Below are 17,765 nucleotides of genomic sequence, written 5' to 3'. Positions count from 1 at the left end.
CTCCTTTACTCATCAACCCGTACTTCACGGAACATGCCCATTTCCATATGGAAAAGCAGGTGGCAGTGATAGGCCCAACGGCCTAAGGCATCAGCGGTAACTCGATAGCTGCGTTTGGTACCTGGCGGCATATCGATCGTGTGCTTGCGCACCATGAACTTGCCGTTCTCATCCTCGAGGTCACTCCACATGCCGTGAAGGTGGATGGGGTGGGTCATCATGGTGTCGTTCACCAAGGTGATGCGCAGACGCTCACCGTACTTCAGGCGAAGCGGCTCGGCGTCAGAGAATTTTATGCCGTTAAACGACCACGAAAACTTCTCCATGTGACCGGTCAAATGAAGCTCGATGGTACGATTTGGCTCGCGGCCGTCAGGGTCTTGGAAAGTGCTTTTCAAGTCGGAGTAAGTGAGCACTCGACGACCATTATTCCGCAAGCCTATTCCAGGATCGTTTAGTTTTGGCGTTGGATTCATGGCTTGCATGTCAACCAGGGGGTTGTTGGTTTCGGAGGCAGGGTGTGTCTGCATTTCTCCACCCATACCGCCCATGCCAGCCATCCCTGACATATCACCACTACCCATTCCAGCCATCTTGCTGTGGTCCATCCCGGCCATGCTGGACATGTCGCCTTTGTCCATGCCCGCCATCTTGCTGTGATCCATACCCGCCATGTTAGTCATGTCACCGCTGTCCATGCCGGTCATCCCGGTCATGTCGCTTTGGTCCATACCGGTCATCTTGCTGTGGTCCATGCCAGCCATGCCCGACATTTCACCTGACTTCTTCTCGGCGCCGCCCATACCGGCCATGCTGCCATGGTCCATACCAGCCATACCGCCCATCCCCATGTCATCCATAGTGACGATTGGACGTGGATCTATAGCAGGTACCTGAGCAACTAGCCCTTCACGAAGTGCGAGGGTTCCGCGTGCATAACCCGTCCGATCCATAGACTGGGCGAAGATGGTGTAAGCCTCTTCACTGGCAGGCTCTACGATCACGTCATACGTTTCAGCTACGGCGATGCGGAATTCGTCAACGCTCACTGGGTTCACGTGTTGGCCGTCGGCGGCCACAACGGTCATTTTCAAACCAGGAATGCGGACGTCGAAATAGCTCATCGCCGAGCCGTTGATAAAGCGTAGGCGTAGCTTCTCACCCGGCTTGAAAATACCGGTCCAGTTACCGTTGGGCGCCTGGCCATTCATGAGATAGGTGTAAGTATCTGCGCTGACGTCTCCAAGGTCGGTTGGGCTCATGTTCATTTCAGCCCACATCTTCCTGTCAGCTACTGTTGCTGACCAACCTTGCTTACTGACATCGTCGATGAAATCACCAACAGTGCGTTTATGGTGGTTGTAGTAGCCCGACTGTTTCTTAAGCTTGGCCATGACACGACTAGGATCTTCATCGGTCCAGTCAGTCAACATCACCACATAGTCGCGGTTGTATTGAAAAGGTTCAGGCTCTTTCGAGTCGATAACGATTGGTCCGTAAACCCCTGCCTGCTCCTGTAAGCCCGAGTGGCTGTGGTACCAGTACGTACCATTCTGATGAACCTTGAACTTGTACTCGTACATGCCGTCGGGTGCAATGCCATGGAAACTCAAGCCAGGTACACCGTCCATATTGGCCGGCAGGATGATCCCGTGCCAATGGATTGAGGTGTCTTGGTCCAGGCGGTTTTTTACACGCAGAGTGACCGTCTCTCCTTCGCGCCAACGCAGCAAAGGTCCTGGCAATGATCCATTGATAGTCATGGCTGTTCGCGGCGAGCCGGTGATGTTTACCGGGGTTTCACCAATAAACAGATCAAATTCATTGCCGGTGAGTACGCTCGGCAGACCAGGACTTGTCACCGCCCATACAGGAGTGCGCCAAAGGCCAAAGCCGCCGAGAATGCCACCAGCGGCCAAGCCTTTTACGAATGTCCGTCTAGAGGTTTTGGAATGCATGCCGTTTATTTCCAATCAGTCAAAAGGGAAGCCGTGCGAAACAACCGATCATGAGTTGCCCGGATCAGCTTTGCCCACCGTCACAAAAGACAAACTCTTACGGCAAGCGAGTTCAGAAATTGCCACATTTAAACCACCGCAGTGATTACATTTCTGTCAGCTTGGAGGGCCCAGCTATTTAGCAATTCTTGTGGTCCATCGCCTTGGCTTTGCTTTCAGCGACAGGAGGTTGGGCATTTTGCGTTTGAGCCACTCGGTACGATTCCATCGAATTATTCCTGGCCACTTCCATGCGTGCGAAAGTCCGGTCACCACCGCCTTCAGCCATAGCCAAAGAAGAAACGATCAGAGCAGCGATGACGAACAAGGTTATGATAGGATTCATTTGGGGTTCCTCGGATGAGTATTGATGCCCCCTGAATCCACATCAATCGTTGACTCTAAGGGGTGAGCTTGAGGCTCAATAGGACTATAAGACTCATCCCCTGACAGGAAGCTTAGGCCAATATTACAGTTGTGTCAGGTTGCGATATTTCTCTTGAGATACAGAGTGAATAGTCCGTAAGGTCTAAGCCATCCAGCGTCACATAACCGCCATTTACTCTTTAAAACTTACCTGTGCGGTTGTGTAATCTTCCGGTCACTTTCGCGGAGGTTTGACGTTTTTTCGTTCGCACTTGAATTGTATCTCGACTCGGATGCACTACGTTAAGCACTTGAGTGTTCGATATAGGTGGGAATGCTAAATGGCAGCGTAACTTAGCGTAACTAAAGGTGGCCACCGGTGAGTATTAATTTTGAAAAAGCGCTTGGCTCCGCAGAAAGAGCATTACTTTTTCGCAGCCAACGAGCTGAGGTGCTTAGCAATAATATCGCTAATGTCGACACTCCTAACTTTAAGGCCAGAGATTTGGACTTTTCCGCTGTCCTGGCTAGCCAGACAAAAGGAGGTTTTGCTACTCCGTTCTCTTTGAAAACAACAAACCCAAAACATATTGCCGTAAACGAATTAGCAAGTGATATTCACAGCGGCGCTTTGCTTTACAGCACGCCGAACCAACCTTCCATTGATCAAAATACTGTGGATCAACAGGTCGAGGTGGCAAAATATACGGAAAATTCGATTCATTTCGAAACTGCTTTTACTCGATTGAATGGAGCATTTAAGGGGCTACTTAAAGCTCTACGAGGTGACTAATAAACCTCACCCAGCGAGGGAATCAGCGCCTCAGGCGCTGATTTGGGAAGGGAAACCGAGTGCTTCCACAGTTTTACGGACCTGCTCTGGGGGTTCGCTGCTTTCAACGGTTACCTTACCTGCCGCGCGATCCACGGAAACCGTAGCCTTGCTGTCCAGTGACTGAATTGCTTTGGTGATTTTGCTGACGCAGCTACCGCAACCAATGCCTGATACGTTTAAGACGAACATGGTTATTCCTCTTGTGCTGAGCGGTCTCTTTTCACCGCAACACCAGCATCAACGTTGACACAATGGCAAGGTCAAGGGTTATGTATTAACGGGCTGCGAGCATCGGTTACGCTCAATCTATTCGGGTATTCCTCAGTCTCAAAGCATTGAAAACTACAGATGCAGAACTGACGCTCATGGCTAACGCAGCGATCATTGGCGACAGAAGGTGCCCCGTCAGTGGGTAGAGCAGGCCTGCGGCGAGGGGGATACCCATTGAGTTGTAAAGGAAGGCGAACCCCAAGTTTTGCCGCATGTTTTTCACCGTTGCAACCGAAAGTGCCCGTGCTCGTAAAATCCCCATCAGGTCGCCTTTTACCAGCGTGAGCTGCGCGCTATTCATCGCGACGTCAGTCCCTGTACCCATGGCAATGCCCACGTCTGCTCGCGCCAAGGCCGGTGCGTCGTTGATACCGTCGCCGGCCATGGCAACCTTTCGACCGGATTGCTGGAGGTCCGCCACCAGGCGCTCCTTGTCCTGAGGTTTCACTTCACCATGAACCTCTTCAATACCCATCTCCCTGGCGACAGCACGTGCGGTGGTGAGCCCGTCTCCGGTGGCCATGATGATTTTTACGTTATCAGCCTTAAGCTTGGTGACTGCTTCTTTAGAGGTCGGTTTTATCGGGTCTGAGACCGCCAGTAATCCTGCCAAGACCCCGTCAACTGCTAGATAGATGATGCTGATGCCTTCAAGGCGCAACAACTCTGCACGGTCTTGTAAGACCTTAGTGCTCACGCCGGCAGCTTCCATCAGTGCAGTGTTGCCCAGCTGTACTTTCTTACCATCAACGAGGCCACTGACTCCAATCCCTGACCCGGACTCAAACGATTCAGGCTTGGTGAGCGCAACATTTTCAGTTCGGGCGTGATCGACGATGGCATGAGCCAAAGGGTGTTCGCTGCCTTGATCAAGGCTAGCGGCCAGTTGAAGAACATCGTGTGGGTTGAAATCTGGTGTGGCCTCCACACTGTGAAATACCGGCCGTCCCTCTGTCAGGGTCCCAGTTTTATCGACAATCAGTGTGTCGATCTTGCAAAGGTTTTCGATGGCACTGGCATCCCTGAACAGCACACCCATACTGGCGGCTTTACCCGTCGAAACCATGATCGACATGGGCGTTGCGAGACCCAGTGCACAGGGGCAAGCGATGATAAGTACGGCGACAGCGTTGATCAGGCCGAAGACCCAGCTGGGTTCTGGGCCGAATAGCCCCCAGCCTAAGAGTGTCAGCAACGCAATCGCGATAACCCCCATCACAAAGTAGCCGGCAATCGAGTCGGCCATTCGTTGCATTGGCGCTTTGGAGCGTTGGGCTAGAGCGACCATTTGTACTATCTGCGACAGCATGGTGTCGGCGCCGACCTTTTGCGCCTCCATCACCAAGCTCCCATGAGTATTAAGCGTGGCGCCGATCAAACTATCCCCTGCTCTTTTCATTACCGGCACAGGTTCACCAGTGAGCATGGATTCATCCACCGCACTTTCTCCCTCGAGTACGGAGCCATCAACTGGCACCTTTTCACCAGGTCTGACCCGCAAATGGTCTCCCAAGTGAACATGGGTAAGAGGAATGTCTTCCTCCTGACCATCGGCGTTGATCTTGCGTGCAGTCTTGGGAGACAGGCCTAGAAGGGACTTAATGGCGGCGGAGGTTTGTGAACGTGCTTTGAGCTCAAGAATCTGCCCAAGCAAGGTGAGCGAGATGATGACCGCAGCGGCTTCGAAGTAGACGCCGATGCGTCCATCTTGCATGAAGGTGGTGGGAAAACTTTGGGGAAATAGGGTTGCCGCGACGCTGTAAAGATAGGCTGCGGCAGTCCCCAGCCCAATCAGAGTCCACATGTTTGGACTGCGATTTCTAACAGATGCTATGGCCCTTACAAAAAAGGGCCAACCTGCCCATAAGGTGACCGGCGTCGCCAGAGCGAACTCGATCCAGTTTTGAACCGAGCCGTGGAAGAATTGTAATGAATGACCCGCCATGGCTAGAAGGGTCACTATCACGGTTAAAGGCAGCGACCACCAAAAGCGGCGAGCGAAATCCCGGAGCTCGGTTTTGTCATCGTCATCTAGCGCGGGCATGACCGGTTCTAATGTCATGCCACATTTAGGGCAATTGCCGGGCCCTGGCTGTCTTATTTCCGGGTGCATAGGACAGGTAAATTCAGTGGCTACTTGTAGCACAGGCTCTGTAGCGGAGATGCTGGGTTCAGTGCTGGGATGATTACCACTGTAGTGGTCTGGGTCTGCCCGAAATTTCTCTTGGCATTTCTGGCTGCAAAATTGATACATCTGTCCCTGATAAGACTCGCCAAATTTACTTGGAGGCGTAACCGTCATACCGCACACCGGGTCACGTAGATCACCGTCAGGGGGCGAGGCAGCGTGGGCGGGACCGTGATCGTGATGGCTCGGTGTAGTGGGCATAGCTATTTTTCGTCCTTGTTGGTTGCTGCCTGATCGCCATGATCATGTCCGCCATGTCCATGCCCAAAAAAATGCATCAATGGACAGATCAACAGAATGAGATAGGGCAAATACGGATAAACGTGGCTGAAATGTTCCCGCACCACGTAGAAGGCACCGATCGCGATGAGCATGATCAGTACAACGCCTGTTTTGCGCCTCCAAAATGGAGGGGTGGTGCTTCCAAACGGATGCTGATGGTTATTCATGATCTAGACCCCAGTGTGAGCGAGTTGCTCTGATCTCTGCCTCAGAGCGTAGTCAACTCTCGCGTCGACGCGGTTTTAGCTGTCAGCTCAGGCTTACTTCAAGTCAAATTGACCGACCATCCCCGACTGGTAATGACCTGGCACGTTGCAGGCAAATTGAAGTCCGGCGCTGTTGTTGAAGGTCCAGATCAACTCCTTGGTTGCTCCTGGCTCGACCAGCACGCTGTTCGGGTCGTTATGTTCCATTCCGACCATCTTCATCCCTCCCATGCTGTGGCCCATGTTGCCCGTCATCTTCCCAGCACCGATGGGTGTAAGCGTTCCATTCTGGAACATGCTCGCCATTTCTTTTTGGTGCGCCGCATGAGCAGCGGCCTGACCGATATTGAACTCGTGCAGCAGCGCCCCTTTGTTGTGAAGTACAAAGCGAACTGTTTCACCGGGCTTTACGTCGATGTTTTTAGTTTTGAAGAAAATATCACCCATCTCCACATCAACCGTGCGAGTAACCTCAGAGGCGACTCCAGGCTGGCCAATATCCTCTTTCCCATGACCTGCGCTGGCCATCGCTGTAGCACCGAAGAGTAGGGTGATTGCCGCAATAACTGGGGTAATAAGCTTATTTTTCATGGTGACCTCGTGGGTTAAGAGCGAATCACTGGCTATGCTAAAGGGGCGGAGCTGCCACTTAACTGACCTGAACACTACATTTCTGTAAGTTTTCAAAAGAAAACGCGGCGCCCGAATGACGCCGTGTTTAGAGGACCGGTTCAAAAAAACCAATGAGACCTGGTTGGTCACTGATGGTTTTCAGAAAGCATCAGTTTGTGCTCGCGCTGCATTTGGTTCAAAACGTCATCAACCATGGCGTCGTGTTTTTCCATCCAGGCGAGATGTTCCTGAGGTGACATTGATGCTTTTGGATGATCTAGATGAAGCTGGTCCATGATCTCGCCCAGTATTTTCATATGCTCGGCCATGTGCACATGGCGTTGCCCTTCAGGAGCTTTTTCAGCTTGTACCAAGGTCGCTTCGGCTTTGTCGCGCAGACTTTCCATGCGCTCCAGAATCCGATCTGCACCACCTTCAGCCAACGCAGACGCAGAGATGAGTATCGAACTAACAAAGAATAGGGCTTTTAAACGGTTCATGAGGCAGCTCCTTTTGATTTGTTCTCCGGCTCCTCTAGGTTTCATGCTGAAGAGTCGGTCGAGCACCAGGAAGTACTCATGCTCGAACCCTAGACAGCACTCGCTGACATCTACCTGAAGCCAATATTACTTTTCTGTCAGCTGCTGGTTGGCAGAGGCATTTCATTGCAGACTCAGCCTCACAATTATTCGAGAGCCATCCTCATGAGACTTCTGGTTGCGGAAGACGAACCCAAAATAGGTATTTATTTGCAGCAAGGACTCACTGAGGCGGGGTTCAATGTTGATCGCTTTACCAATGGCAAAGACGCGCTTCAGCACGCATTGAGCGAGGCGTATGACCTGCTGATTCTCGATGTGATGATGCCTGGGCTGGATGGCTGGGAAGTACTTCAAAAAGTGAGAGCATCCGGAAAAAATGTACCAGTGCTTTTCCTCACGGCGCGAGACCGCGTTGAGGATCGAGTAAAAGGACTTGAGCTGGGCGCAGACGATTACCTGATCAAACCCTTCGCATTTTCTGAACTGCTGGCTCGCGTCAGAACGCTGCTGCGTAGAGGCACCACTGCACCCTCCCAAACCCATATGAAATTGGCTGATCTGGAGGTGGACCTCCTCAAGCGCAGGGTTATCCGCGCAGGCAAACGTATAGATCTAACGGCCAAAGAGTTTGCGTTGCTCGAATTGCTGCTCCGTCGTCGAGGTGAGGTTCTGCCCAAGTCGCTTATTGCTTCCCAGGTCTGGGACATGAACTTTGACAGCGATACTAACGTCATCGAGGTTGCTGTCAGGAGGCTCAGAGCAAAGATTGATGATGATTTTGAGGTCAAGCTTATCCACACCTCTCGAGGCATGGGGTACATGCTGGATGCGCCGGATTCGGGGACGGGGTCGGAATGAAGCGAATGTCCCTGACTACGCGCATGAGCCTGATGTTCATGCTAGCTGTAACGGCTGTGCTCACCGTCGCTGGACTCAGTTTTAACAACCTCAGCCGGCATCATTTCAAGATGCTGGATCAGCAGGCGCTGAACGAAAAGCTTCACTCGACGCAAAGAATTTTGACTGGGTTGAACAGCATTGATCAGTTCAGTGATGTTAAGCCTGAGCTGGAGGCACTGCTTGGTGCTCATCGTGATTTGACAGCCCTTATCATCGATGGTGACGGTAAGCTCCTGTTTGCTGACCCAGGTCCAATCGTGGTTCCTGAAGACTTCCGAACAATCACAAACAGCAATGTCTGGGAGTGGCGAGACCAGGAGCAGATATTTCGAGGCGTGACGGCGCAAGCCATTGTGACGGGGCAGGATAAACCATTGACAGTGATGTTGATCTTTGATGTCACTCAACATATGGCCTTCTTCGAGACACTTGAACGATGGTTTTGGATAGGGCTGGTGATAAGCGCGCTGGTCAGTGCTGCACTGGGCTGGATGGTAGCGCGTAGTGGACTGCGACCTATTCGCCTCGTCACTCAGGTAGCAGCTTCAATGTCAGCTAAATCGCTCAAAGAGCGTATTCCATTAGGTCCCGTTCCCCAAGAGCTCCAGCAGATGGTGCTCTCGTTCAACGCAATGTTATCTAGACTGGACGATGCGTTTGTTCGTTTATCGAACTTCTCTGCGGACATTGCTCACGAATTACGGACACCCGTTAGCAATTTGATGACTCACACTGAAGTGGTTTTATCTAGAAAAAGAAATATTGAGGACTACGAGGACAATCTGTACTCAAATCTTGATGACTTGAAACGTATGGGGCGTATGATTGATGAAATGCTTTTTCTAGCGAAATCAGATAACGGTCTAATTACACATGAAAACAAACCGATAGACCTGGTAGCAGTAGTAGAGAAATTACTCGAGTACTACCGTTTGCTGGCTGATGAGCGAGGGATCGACCTCAAGGTTACAGGCAGGGGTAGCGTCCGAGGTGACGTACTTATGCTCGACAGGGCCATCTCTAATCTGCTCTCAAATGCGCTCCGGTACACCCCCGAAGGAAAGTGTATTACTGTCGATATACGGCAGAAAGGAACTTCAATATCAGTGTCTGTGGAGAACCCGGGAGAGCCCATTGCGCCCGAGCATCTTGAAAAGCTGTTTGATCGATTTTATCGCGTGGACCCAGCTCGCAGAGAAGGAAGTCCAAGTAATGCAGGGCTAGGTTTATCGATTACTCGATCAATTATTGAAGCGCATGACGGAAAAATATGGTGTACGTCGTTAAACGGAAAAACAGCCTTTCATATTGAACTCCCATGTGCTGATGCAAGAAAGGCCTAAGACACCTTGTTCATATGTATGCAGGCAACATGTGGTTAGCTCAATAGGATCGTTTTTGGATGAAAAAAAAACTCTTGGAGCGTTCCAAAGAGAGTCGCGTATTTGGCGCCGTATCCGGGCAGATCAGTGCCAAAAACCCGCCCCAAGCTGACTGAAATGTAATCGAACAGTTTGCGTTCATGTGGCATCGTGTACTCGCACTGTGACGTTGGAAATCTTGTGATTCCTCCCTGTCCAGCCGGCCCTAGGACACGGAATTTGCTAGGTATTCGTCAGTGGTTTTAACGAGCGTCAAAAAGTAAAAAACTAGATATTCCCTAAAAACCTAGAACCAACAGCTTTTGCTGTCAGGAGTCTTGCATGTCATTCCTTAAAACTACCACCGTAGCTGTTGCGCTGACTGCGGGTTTGCTTCTGAGTGCAGTTGCTCAGGCGCATCCAAAGCTGGTTTCTTCTACTCCCGCTGAAGGATCGGATGCGGCGGCTCCGTCTAAAATTGAACTGCACTTTTCTGAGAATCTAACGACTCAGTTCTCTGGTGCAAAACTGATCATGACCGATATGCCTGGTATGCCGAATTCACCTATGGGCGTAAAAGCTAACGTTGCAGGTGGCGGTGATCCGAAAACGATGGTTATTACACCCGCATCGCCATTGACCACGGGTACTTACAAAGTCGAATGGCGTGCCGTTTCCTCGGACACTCACCCGATTACCGGCAACTTTTCTTTTAAAGTGAAATGATTCATGAGCGACTCAATAAATATCGTTGTTCGCTTTGCTCTTTATTTCGACCTGATGCTGTTATTTGGACTGGCAATTTTTGGTCTTTATAGCCTCAGGGGAAAAGAAAGAATATCGGGAACAGTTTTGAATTTTGAGTCGCTTCTTTACAGTACTTCTGCTGTAGGCGTAGCTCTGTCCCTTGCCGCGATGTTGTTGCTTGCGAAAGCAATGAGTGGCGTGTCGGGTTTCATGGAGCTACATCACCATATTTTTCAAATGGTTCTCATGGGGACTGACGTCGGTTTGACCTGGATGGTCCGAATAGGGGCGTTGGTGACGGCCATTATTGGCGTTTCCCTAAACAAGCGCTTTCCGACACTCAGTCTGTGGATTGTCACCGTGTGTGGCGCGATTGCGCTAGCAACCTTGGCATGGACAGGGCACGGAGCAATGGACGAGGGTAGCCGTCGCTACTGGCATTTTACTAGCGATATCTTCCATCTTTTGGCCGCAGGCGGTTGGTTGGGTGCGCTAGCGGCATTTGCCCTGCTTCTGCGTTTAAAATCACTAAAAGGTGATCAGGAAGCACGAATTCTTGCTCGGGTACTGACAGGGTTTGAATCGGCCGGCGCGGTGATTGTAGTGATCATCAGCATTACGGGAGTGGCGAACTACCTATTTATCGTTGGGCCAAACCTCGATGAGGTGATGCTCAGCACTTATGGCGAGTTGCTATTTTTAAAGGTCCTGTTATTTGCCGGGATGATCGTATTAGCGACGCTAAACCGGTTTCACCTAAGCCCGCTCTTGGAACGTTCTGTTCGAAATGGAGACTATGCTGTCGCGGTCAATGCCTTGCGCCGTAGCATGAAGCTCGAATTTTCGATGGCAGTCATCATTGTTTGTCTAGTCGCATGGTTAGGTACTTTAAGCCCGGTCATGGAAATGAGCGCGGCATAGCGGTTGGTGACAGCCGACAAAGGAGTCTCAAGGGTGAATTGTAAGGGCCATTTGCACCGTCTACACTCCAGCTCATGAAACGCTACCTGCGGTTTTGCCTAATTTTCCTGATTAGCTTGGCGCTTCCCCTCAGCGGGATGGCGGGTGTTCAGGCATCGACTGAACCATGCCCGATGAAAACCATGGGCATGGCGATGATGGATGGTATGGGGCAAGACTGCTGCCACGACATGAAAAGTCCCACCGAGCATGGCAAACCTTGTAAGCCGGGTCAGGAATGCAAAACTGGCGGCATGCTGCAAGTATCGATCATCAAGCCTCCTATCACCCTGTCCAGTCCTCTCGCTCTATCATTCTCCAGCCATCTCCCGCTCGTACAAACCTCTTCAGGGGTATGGCGACCCCCACGTACTTGATTCCTGTACCACACTGAGCCTCATTCCGCGTTAGCGGGATGGCATATCTGCGCGCATGTCTTATGAAGCGCGCGGTGGATCATCACAGGAATCGTGAACATGAACTCCAAGTGCTGTTGCACAGGTTGGTCCTTCCTGGCCGGCCTGGCGGCAAGCGTACTGGCATTGCCGAGCTTCGCTAGCGCATTGACATTCGATGAAGCGCTGCGGCTGGCCGAAAACAATGCACCATCGTTGACCGCACAAGACGCCAAAATTCAAGCAGCCACTAGCGCGGCCATTCCCGCCGGCGAACTACCCGATCCCAAGCTACTGCTGGGCGTGCAGAACTACCCCATTGGTGGTCCCGACAGATGGAGCATCGACCAAGATTTCATGACCATGCAAGTGGTCGGGATTAGGCAGGAGATGCCCAACAGCGACAAGCGCAAAGCACGTATTGAGGTCGCGGATGCGGCTGTTGATCGAGCGTCCGCCGAGCGTCGAGTGGCGCGTCTGAACGTCCGACAGTCCACGGCATTAGCCTGGATCAGAAGCTACTCGGTTGAGCGTAAAGATGCGTTGTTCCAGGACTTCTACAAAGAAAACCGTCTTCTGACCGATACCGTCAGAGCTCAGGTTGCGGGTGGCCGAGCCCAACCCGCCGATGCGGTCACACCTAAACAGGAAGCTGCTCAACTGGCTGAGCAGCAGGATGATTTAGTTCGCCAACGTGCACAGGCCCGGGCCGCCCTCAAGCGCTGGATTGGCCCTGCCGCCGATGACAAACCGGTAGGCAACTTGCCTGATTGGCCTATTGAGACCTCAGGTTACTCCCATAAGCTGCAACATCACCCCGAATTAGCGGCTTTTGTGCCGATGACCCGTGAAGCACAAGCCAAGATCCGTGAAGCTGAGGCGGAAAAGCAATCTGACTGGAGCTGGGAATTCGATTATCAGCATCGAGGCCAACAATTCGGTGACATGGTCAGCGTGCAGTTTTCATGGGATCTCCCGCTGTTCCCTAACTCTCGGCAAAACCCCAAGATTGCGGCCAAGCACGCCGAACTAAACCAGCTTGAGGCTGAGCGCGAAGCCCTGTCACGCGAGCATACCCAGCTATTGGAGGATGAGTTGGCTGACTACGAGCGCCTCAATCGTGCAGTCAACCGTAATCAGGAAAGCTTGTTGCCGTTGGCTAAAGAAAAGGTCGAACTCACGATGGCCAGCTACCGCTCCGGCAAGGGTGACTTGAACTCGGTTGTTGCCGCCCGACGCGAACTTATCGAAGCCCGTCTCAAGCAGGTTGACGTTGAAGAGCAACGTGCCCTGACCAGCGCTCGCCTGTATTTCTCTTACGGGGAGTCCGCTCAATGATTTTTAAATTATGGAAAGGGACTTTAATCATCGGCATCTCGATTGCCTTGGGTGTTGCCGGGGGTTACTGGTTAGCCCAACCGCGAATGAGCGGAGTAGCTGGTGTCGTACCGGATCATGAACCCAAAGCCTCTGCCGATCGAAAAGTTCTGTATTGGTATGACCCCATGTACCCACAACAGAAATTCGATAAACCGGGTAAGTCACCCTTCATGGACATGCAGATGATCCCTCAATACGCAGATACCAAGGGGGACAGCGCTGCCATTCGAATTGATCCAAGCCTGACTCAGAACCTTGGTGTGCGACTGGCTAGTGTCAGTCGAGGCGTATTTGCCTCGACACTGAACGTGGTAGGTGTGCTGGCCTTCAACGAACGGGACGTTGCAGTCATTCAGGCCCGTACGGCGGGTTTTGTCGAGCGTGTGTATGCCCATGCACCTGGTGATGTACTGAAAGCGAATGCCGCCTTGGCAGACATCTTGGTGCCGGAGTGGGCAGCTGCTCAGGAGGAATTTCTCGCCCTCAAGCGTAGTGGCGATGCTGGCTTGCTGACAGCGGCCCGGCAGCGATTGCGGCTAACCGGAATGCCACCTACGTTAATTGCTCAAGTTGAGCGCACTGGCAAAGTTCAATCGAACCTGACGCTGACCAGCCCTATTGGTGGTGTGCTTCAAGAGCTGAGTGTGCGTGAAGGTATGACGGTGGCCGCAGGCGAGACGTTGGCTCGTGTTAATGGTTTGAGCAGTGTCTGGCTGGCCGTGGCTGTACCAGAGGCGGAAGCTGGGTCAATCGTAGTAGGGCAAGCAGCTGAAGCGCGTTTATCCGCATTCCCTGGAGTTGTGCTCAAGGGCGTCGTCAGTGCGATTCTTCCGGAAACCAGTTCGGACAGTCGCACACTTCGCGTTCGAGTTGAGTTACCCAATCCAGATGGCCGACTCAGACCAGGTTTGACCGCACAGGTAAGCCTCAATCGTTCAACGGAGCAAAGTGTTCTGTGGGTGCCGAGCGAGGCCGTCATTCGTACCGGTCGACGTGCGTTGGTCATGCTCTCTGAAGACGCTGGTCGATATCGCCCGGTGGAGGTGCAGCTAGGCCAGGATAACGATGGCAAGACGGCGATATTGAAAGGCTTGGAAGAGGGGCAGAAAGTGGTGACCTCTGGCCAGTTCCTGCTCGACTCGGAGGCCAGTCTCAAGGGCGTTGTCGCAAGCTCATTGGACGTTTCGCCATCTACTATGCCCGTTGGCGCTTTGCATGAGGCCGATGGTCAGATCGTTGAGATCAACGACAAAGAAGTCACGCTCGCCCACGGTCCCTTCAAGACATTGGGTATGCCAGGCATGACGATGACTTTCCCTCTCGCCACGCCAGCTCTGATGAAAGGCCTAAAAACGGGCGACAAGGTTCGGATCGCTGTTAGCCAGACGGATGATGGTCTGCGTGTTGAACGTCTGGAACGCTCTGGGGGCCAGCCATGATTGCGGCCCTTATTCGCTGGTCGGTGGCCAACCGCTTTCTTGTGTTGCTGGCGACGCTGTTCGTCACGGCATGGGGGATCTGGGCGGTTCAAAGTACGCCCATCGATGCATTGCCAGACCTGTCGGATGTTCAGGTAATTATCCGTACACCTTACCCAGGCCAAGCCCCACAGATCGTCGAAAACCAGGTGACCTATCCACTGGCAACCACCATGCTCTCAGTACCTGGGGCCAAGACTATGCGCGGTTACTCCTTCTTTGGCGAAAGCTTCGTTTATGTGCTGTTCGAAGACGGAACTGACTTGTACTGGGCCCGCTCGCGGGTGTTGGAATACCTGAGCCAGATACAAAGCCGCCTACCAGCCAGTGCTAAGCCAGCCTTAGGACCTGATGCCACTGGCGTTGGCTGGATTTTCCAGTACGCGTTGGTTGATCGCAGCGGTGGGCACGATCTGGCGCAACTGCGAGCCCTACAGGACTGGTTTCTCAAATTCGAGCTCAAGACGCTGCCGAACGTTGCGGAAGTGGCCACCGTAGGTGGCATGGTCAAACAGTATCAGGTCCAGCTCGATCCGCTAAAGTTGGCGAACTTGGGTATCACGCAGTCTGAGGTGACCGAGGCGATCGGCAAAGCCAATCAGGAAACCGGTGGAGCCGTGCTGGAAATGGCGGAGACAGAGTTCATCGTACGAGCTTCCGGCTACCTAAAGACGCTCAATGACTTTCGCGCTATCCCGCTCAAACTGGGCACGGGCAGTGTGCCGGTCACGTTGGGCGATGTTGCCACGATTCAGTTAGGGCCTGAGATGCGTCGAGGCATTACCGAACTCGACGGTGAAGGTGAGACCGTCGGCGGCGTGGTGATTCTGCGCAGCGGGAAGAATGCTCGTGAAACCATTGCGGCGGTCAAGACCAAACTCGACGAGCTGAAAAGCAGTCTGCCGGCGGGGGTTGAAATCGTCACCACCTACGACCGCAGCAAGTTGATTGATCGTGCCGTGGAAAACCTCAGCCACAAGCTGATCGAAGAGTTCATCATCGTCGCGTTGGTTTGCGGAATCTTTCTCTGGCACCTGCGTTCATCTCTGGTGGCAATCATTTCCCTGCCGGTTGGGGTGCTGATCGCCTTCATCGTGATGCGCTATCAGGGTATCAACGCCAACATCATGTCCCTTGGCGGGATTGCCATCGCCATCGGCGCTATGGTCGACGCTGCCGTGGTGATGATTGAAAATGCCCACAAGAAGGTCGAGGCTTGGCACGTGGCCAATCCTGGGGAGGAACTGAAAGGTGAACGTCATTGGCACGTGATGACTGAAGCGGCTGCCGAGGTAGGACCTGCATTGTTCTTCTGTCTGCTGATCATCACCCTGTCGTTCATTCCGGTGTTCACGCTGGAGGCCCAGGAAGGACGTCTATTCGGCCCGTTAGCGTTTACCAAAACCTACGCTATGGCCGCAGCGGCTGGACTGTCGGTAACTCTCGTACCGGTGTTGATGGGGTATTGGATCCGTGGACGAATTCCCAATGAGCAACAGAATCCGTTAAATCGCTGGTTGATCCGGATCTACGAGCCCGCTCTGGACGCCGTATTACGTCGACCTAAAATAACACTGCTGGTTGCGTTGCTAGTCTTTGTCAGCGCGTTGTGGCCGATCTCTCGTCTGGGTGGTGAGTTTCTTCCCCCGCTGGACGAAGGCGACCTGCTCTATATGCCATCAGCTCTGCCTGGATTATCGGCGCAGAAGGCCGCGCAACTGCTTCAACAGACTGACCGTCTGATAAAGACAGTTCCAGAGGTCGAACACGTTTTCGGAAAAGCCGGCCGCGCTGAAACCGCGACTGACCCCGCACCTTTGGAAATGTTCGAGACCACCATCCAATTCAAACCACACGAACAGTGGCGCCCAGGCATGACCCAAGAAAAGCTAGTGGAAGAGCTGGATCGAGTGGTGCGAGTTCCTGGGCTGACCAATATCTGGATACCACCGATTCGCAACCGAATCGACATGCTGGCTACGGGGATCAAGAGTCCTATTGGGGTGAAAGTTGCCGGCACCAACCTGACGGAGATCGATGCCGCGACTCAGGCGGTCGAGCGAGTGGCTAAGGGCGTACCCGGTGTCAGTTCGGCTCTGGCCGAGCGACTGACCGGTGGTCGCTATATCGATGTGGATATCGACCGCAAAGCCGCCGCCCGCTACGGACTGAATATCGCCGATGTGCAATCCATCGTGGCCGGTGCTATCGGCGGTGAGAACGTCGGGGAGACCATTGAAGGGCTCGCACGTTTCCCGATCAACGTGCGTTACCCTCGGGAGTGGCGTGACTCGCTCGGCGCCCTGGAGCAGTTGCCGATCTACACCCCGCTAGGGAGCCAGATCACCCTCGGCACTGTGGCGAAGGTCAAGGTCAGCGACGGCCCACCGATGCTCAAGAGCGAGAATGCACGGCCCTCCGGTTGGGTATACATCGACGTGCGTGGCCGGGACATTGCCTCGGTAGTCGCCGACCTGCGTCGGGTCGTCAGTGAACAGGTCAAGTTGCAGCCCGGCATGAGCCTGAGTTACTCAGGGCAGTTCGAGTTTCTCGAAAGGGCCAACGCACGACTCAAATTGGTGGTGCCTGCCACGCTGTTGATCATCTTCGTGCTGCTCTACCTGACTTTTGCCCGCTTCGATGAGGCCCTGCTGATCATGGCCACTCTGCCATTCGCCCTGACTGGCGGGGCATGGTTCCTCTATCTGTTGGGGTTCAACCTGTCGGTCGCCACCGGGGTCGGCTTCATCGCCTTGGCCGGTGTTTCTGCCGAATTTGGCGTGATCATGCTGCTCTACCTGAAAAATGCCTGGGCCGAGCGTCAAGACCTCGGTGACAACACAGAACGCGGGTTGATGGCCGCGATTCGTGAAGGCGCTGTGCAGCGCGTTCGACCCAAGGCCATGACCGTTGCGGTGGTTATCGCTGGTTTGTTACCAATACTTTTGGGAAGCGGTACCGGCAGCGAGGTGATGAGCCGCATTGCCGCCCCGATGATTGGAGGTATGGTTACGGCGCCCTTGCTATCGCTGTTTGTGATCCCGGCGGCCTATCACCTCATGCGTCGTCGACACTTGTCCGTTGAGTCTGGCAAGCACTGACGCGTAAAAATGCATACAAAAGGGGCTGCGCTTGCAGCCTCGTTTGAGCTGCACAGCCCGTTTTCATCGGTCCTACGCGCGGTATGTATCGAAATTAGCAAGTTTATGTCTTTTGCATAAACTCGCTAATTTCGATACATACGCT

General features: G+C 53.1%; 16 protein-coding genes. 9 read left to right on the top strand and 7 right to left on the bottom strand.

Going from position 1 to position 17,765, the window contains the following annotated elements; translation table 11 throughout:
• Positions 1-5: 5 nt before the first annotated feature.
• Together K3169_RS29380 and K3169_RS29375 are read right to left on the bottom strand one after the other, a co-directional pair.
• The gene (locus K3169_RS29380) at positions 6-1,958 is read right to left on the bottom strand and encodes a copper resistance system multicopper oxidase (protein ID WP_016963499.1); all 1,953 of its coding nucleotides are present in this window, start codon (positions 1,956-1,958) and stop codon (positions 6-8) included.
• Between the two features lie 178 nt (positions 1,959-2,136).
• The gene (locus K3169_RS29375; protein WP_193838674.1) at positions 2,137-2,343 is read right to left on the bottom strand and encodes a co-regulatory protein PtrA N-terminal domain-containing protein; all 207 of its coding nucleotides are present in this window, start codon (positions 2,341-2,343) and stop codon (positions 2,137-2,139) included.
• Positions 2,344-2,742: 399 nt separating this feature from the next.
• Here K3169_RS29375 and flgB point away from each other — a divergent pair, with 399 nt between their 5' ends.
• On the top strand, positions 2,743-3,156 hold the full coding sequence (gene flgB / locus K3169_RS29370; protein ID WP_010565103.1) for a flagellar basal body rod protein FlgB: 414 nt from the start codon (positions 2,743-2,745) through the stop codon (positions 3,154-3,156).
• 30 nt (positions 3,157-3,186) lie between these two features.
• On the opposite strand, the gene K3169_RS29365 is transcribed toward flgB, so the two are convergent.
• From K3169_RS29365 to K3169_RS29345, 5 genes are all read right to left on the bottom strand, one after another.
• Positions 3,187-3,387 carry a heavy-metal-associated domain-containing protein gene (locus K3169_RS29365; protein ID WP_010565104.1) on the bottom strand — a complete coding sequence of 67 codons (201 nt, stop codon included), beginning with the start codon at positions 3,385-3,387 and terminating at the stop codon, positions 3,187-3,189.
• Positions 3,388-3,499: 112 nt separating this feature from the next.
• Positions 3,500-5,857: a heavy metal translocating P-type ATPase gene (locus K3169_RS29360; protein ID WP_193838673.1), complete on the bottom strand. Its 2,358-nt coding sequence runs from the start codon at positions 5,855-5,857 to the stop codon at positions 3,500-3,502.
• Between the two features lie 2 nt (positions 5,858-5,859).
• Positions 5,860-6,105, bottom strand: a complete 246-nt coding sequence (locus K3169_RS29355) for a DUF2933 domain-containing protein (RefSeq protein ID WP_026140267.1) — start codon at positions 6,103-6,105, stop codon at positions 5,860-5,862.
• A gap of 93 nt (positions 6,106-6,198) precedes the next feature.
• Positions 6,199-6,735 (bottom strand): plastocyanin/azurin family copper-binding protein, encoded by a 537-nt coding sequence (locus tag K3169_RS29350; RefSeq protein ID WP_010565107.1) that lies wholly within the window; start codon positions 6,733-6,735, stop codon positions 6,199-6,201.
• Positions 6,736-6,902: 167 nt separating this feature from the next.
• On the bottom strand, positions 6,903-7,256 hold the full coding sequence (locus tag K3169_RS29345) for a co-regulatory protein PtrA N-terminal domain-containing protein (protein WP_016963496.1): 354 nt from the start codon (positions 7,254-7,256) through the stop codon (positions 6,903-6,905).
• A gap of 204 nt (positions 7,257-7,460) precedes the next feature.
• Between K3169_RS29345 and K3169_RS29340 the strand changes: the two genes are divergently transcribed.
• The 8 genes from K3169_RS29340 to K3169_RS29305 all read left to right on the top strand — a co-directional run bounded on the left by K3169_RS29340 (position 7,461) and on the right by K3169_RS29305 (position 17,620).
• Positions 7,461-8,156 carry a heavy metal response regulator transcription factor gene (locus K3169_RS29340; protein ID WP_008437429.1) on the top strand — a complete coding sequence of 232 codons (696 nt, stop codon included), beginning with the start codon at positions 7,461-7,463 and terminating at the stop codon, positions 8,154-8,156.
• A complete protein-coding gene (gene copS, locus K3169_RS29335; protein WP_032905000.1) occupies positions 8,153-9,541 on the top strand; it encodes a copper resistance membrane spanning protein CopS in 1,389 nt (462 codons plus the stop codon). The genes K3169_RS29340 and copS overlap by 4 nt, the downstream gene beginning before the upstream one ends.
• 360 nt (positions 9,542-9,901) lie before the next feature.
• Positions 9,902-10,285 (top strand): copper homeostasis periplasmic binding protein CopC, encoded by a 384-nt coding sequence (copC, locus tag K3169_RS29330; protein ID WP_008437424.1) that lies wholly within the window; start codon positions 9,902-9,904, stop codon positions 10,283-10,285.
• Between the two features lie 3 nt (positions 10,286-10,288).
• Positions 10,289-11,227 carry a copper homeostasis membrane protein CopD gene (copD, locus tag K3169_RS29325; protein ID WP_016963494.1) on the top strand — a complete coding sequence of 313 codons (939 nt, stop codon included), beginning with the start codon at positions 10,289-10,291 and terminating at the stop codon, positions 11,225-11,227.
• Between the two features lie 74 nt (positions 11,228-11,301).
• Positions 11,302-11,643 carry a hypothetical protein gene (locus tag K3169_RS29320; RefSeq protein WP_080761501.1) on the top strand — a complete coding sequence of 114 codons (342 nt, stop codon included), beginning with the start codon at positions 11,302-11,304 and terminating at the stop codon, positions 11,641-11,643.
• 99 nt (positions 11,644-11,742) lie between these two features.
• Positions 11,743-12,999, top strand: coding sequence for a TolC family protein (locus tag K3169_RS29315; RefSeq protein ID WP_020302971.1), 1,257 nt, complete (start codon positions 11,743-11,745; stop codon positions 12,997-12,999).
• The gene (locus K3169_RS29310; protein WP_020302972.1) at positions 12,996-14,480 is read left to right on the top strand and encodes an efflux RND transporter periplasmic adaptor subunit; all 1,485 of its coding nucleotides are present in this window, start codon (positions 12,996-12,998) and stop codon (positions 14,478-14,480) included. Before K3169_RS29315 ends, K3169_RS29310 begins: the two co-directional genes overlap by 4 nt.
• Positions 14,477-17,620 carry an efflux RND transporter permease subunit gene (locus K3169_RS29305; RefSeq protein WP_034139895.1) on the top strand — a complete coding sequence of 1,048 codons (3,144 nt, stop codon included), beginning with the start codon at positions 14,477-14,479 and terminating at the stop codon, positions 17,618-17,620. The genes K3169_RS29310 and K3169_RS29305 overlap by 4 nt, the downstream gene beginning before the upstream one ends.
• The last annotated feature ends 145 nt before the right edge of the window (positions 17,621-17,765 follow it).

It is taken from the genome of Pseudomonas phytophila, assembly GCF_025643095.1.
GTDB classification, from domain to species: Bacteria; Pseudomonadota; Gammaproteobacteria; order Pseudomonadales; family Pseudomonadaceae; genus Aquipseudomonas; species Aquipseudomonas quasicaspiana.
This window is presented reverse-complemented; position numbering and strand designations above follow the sequence as displayed.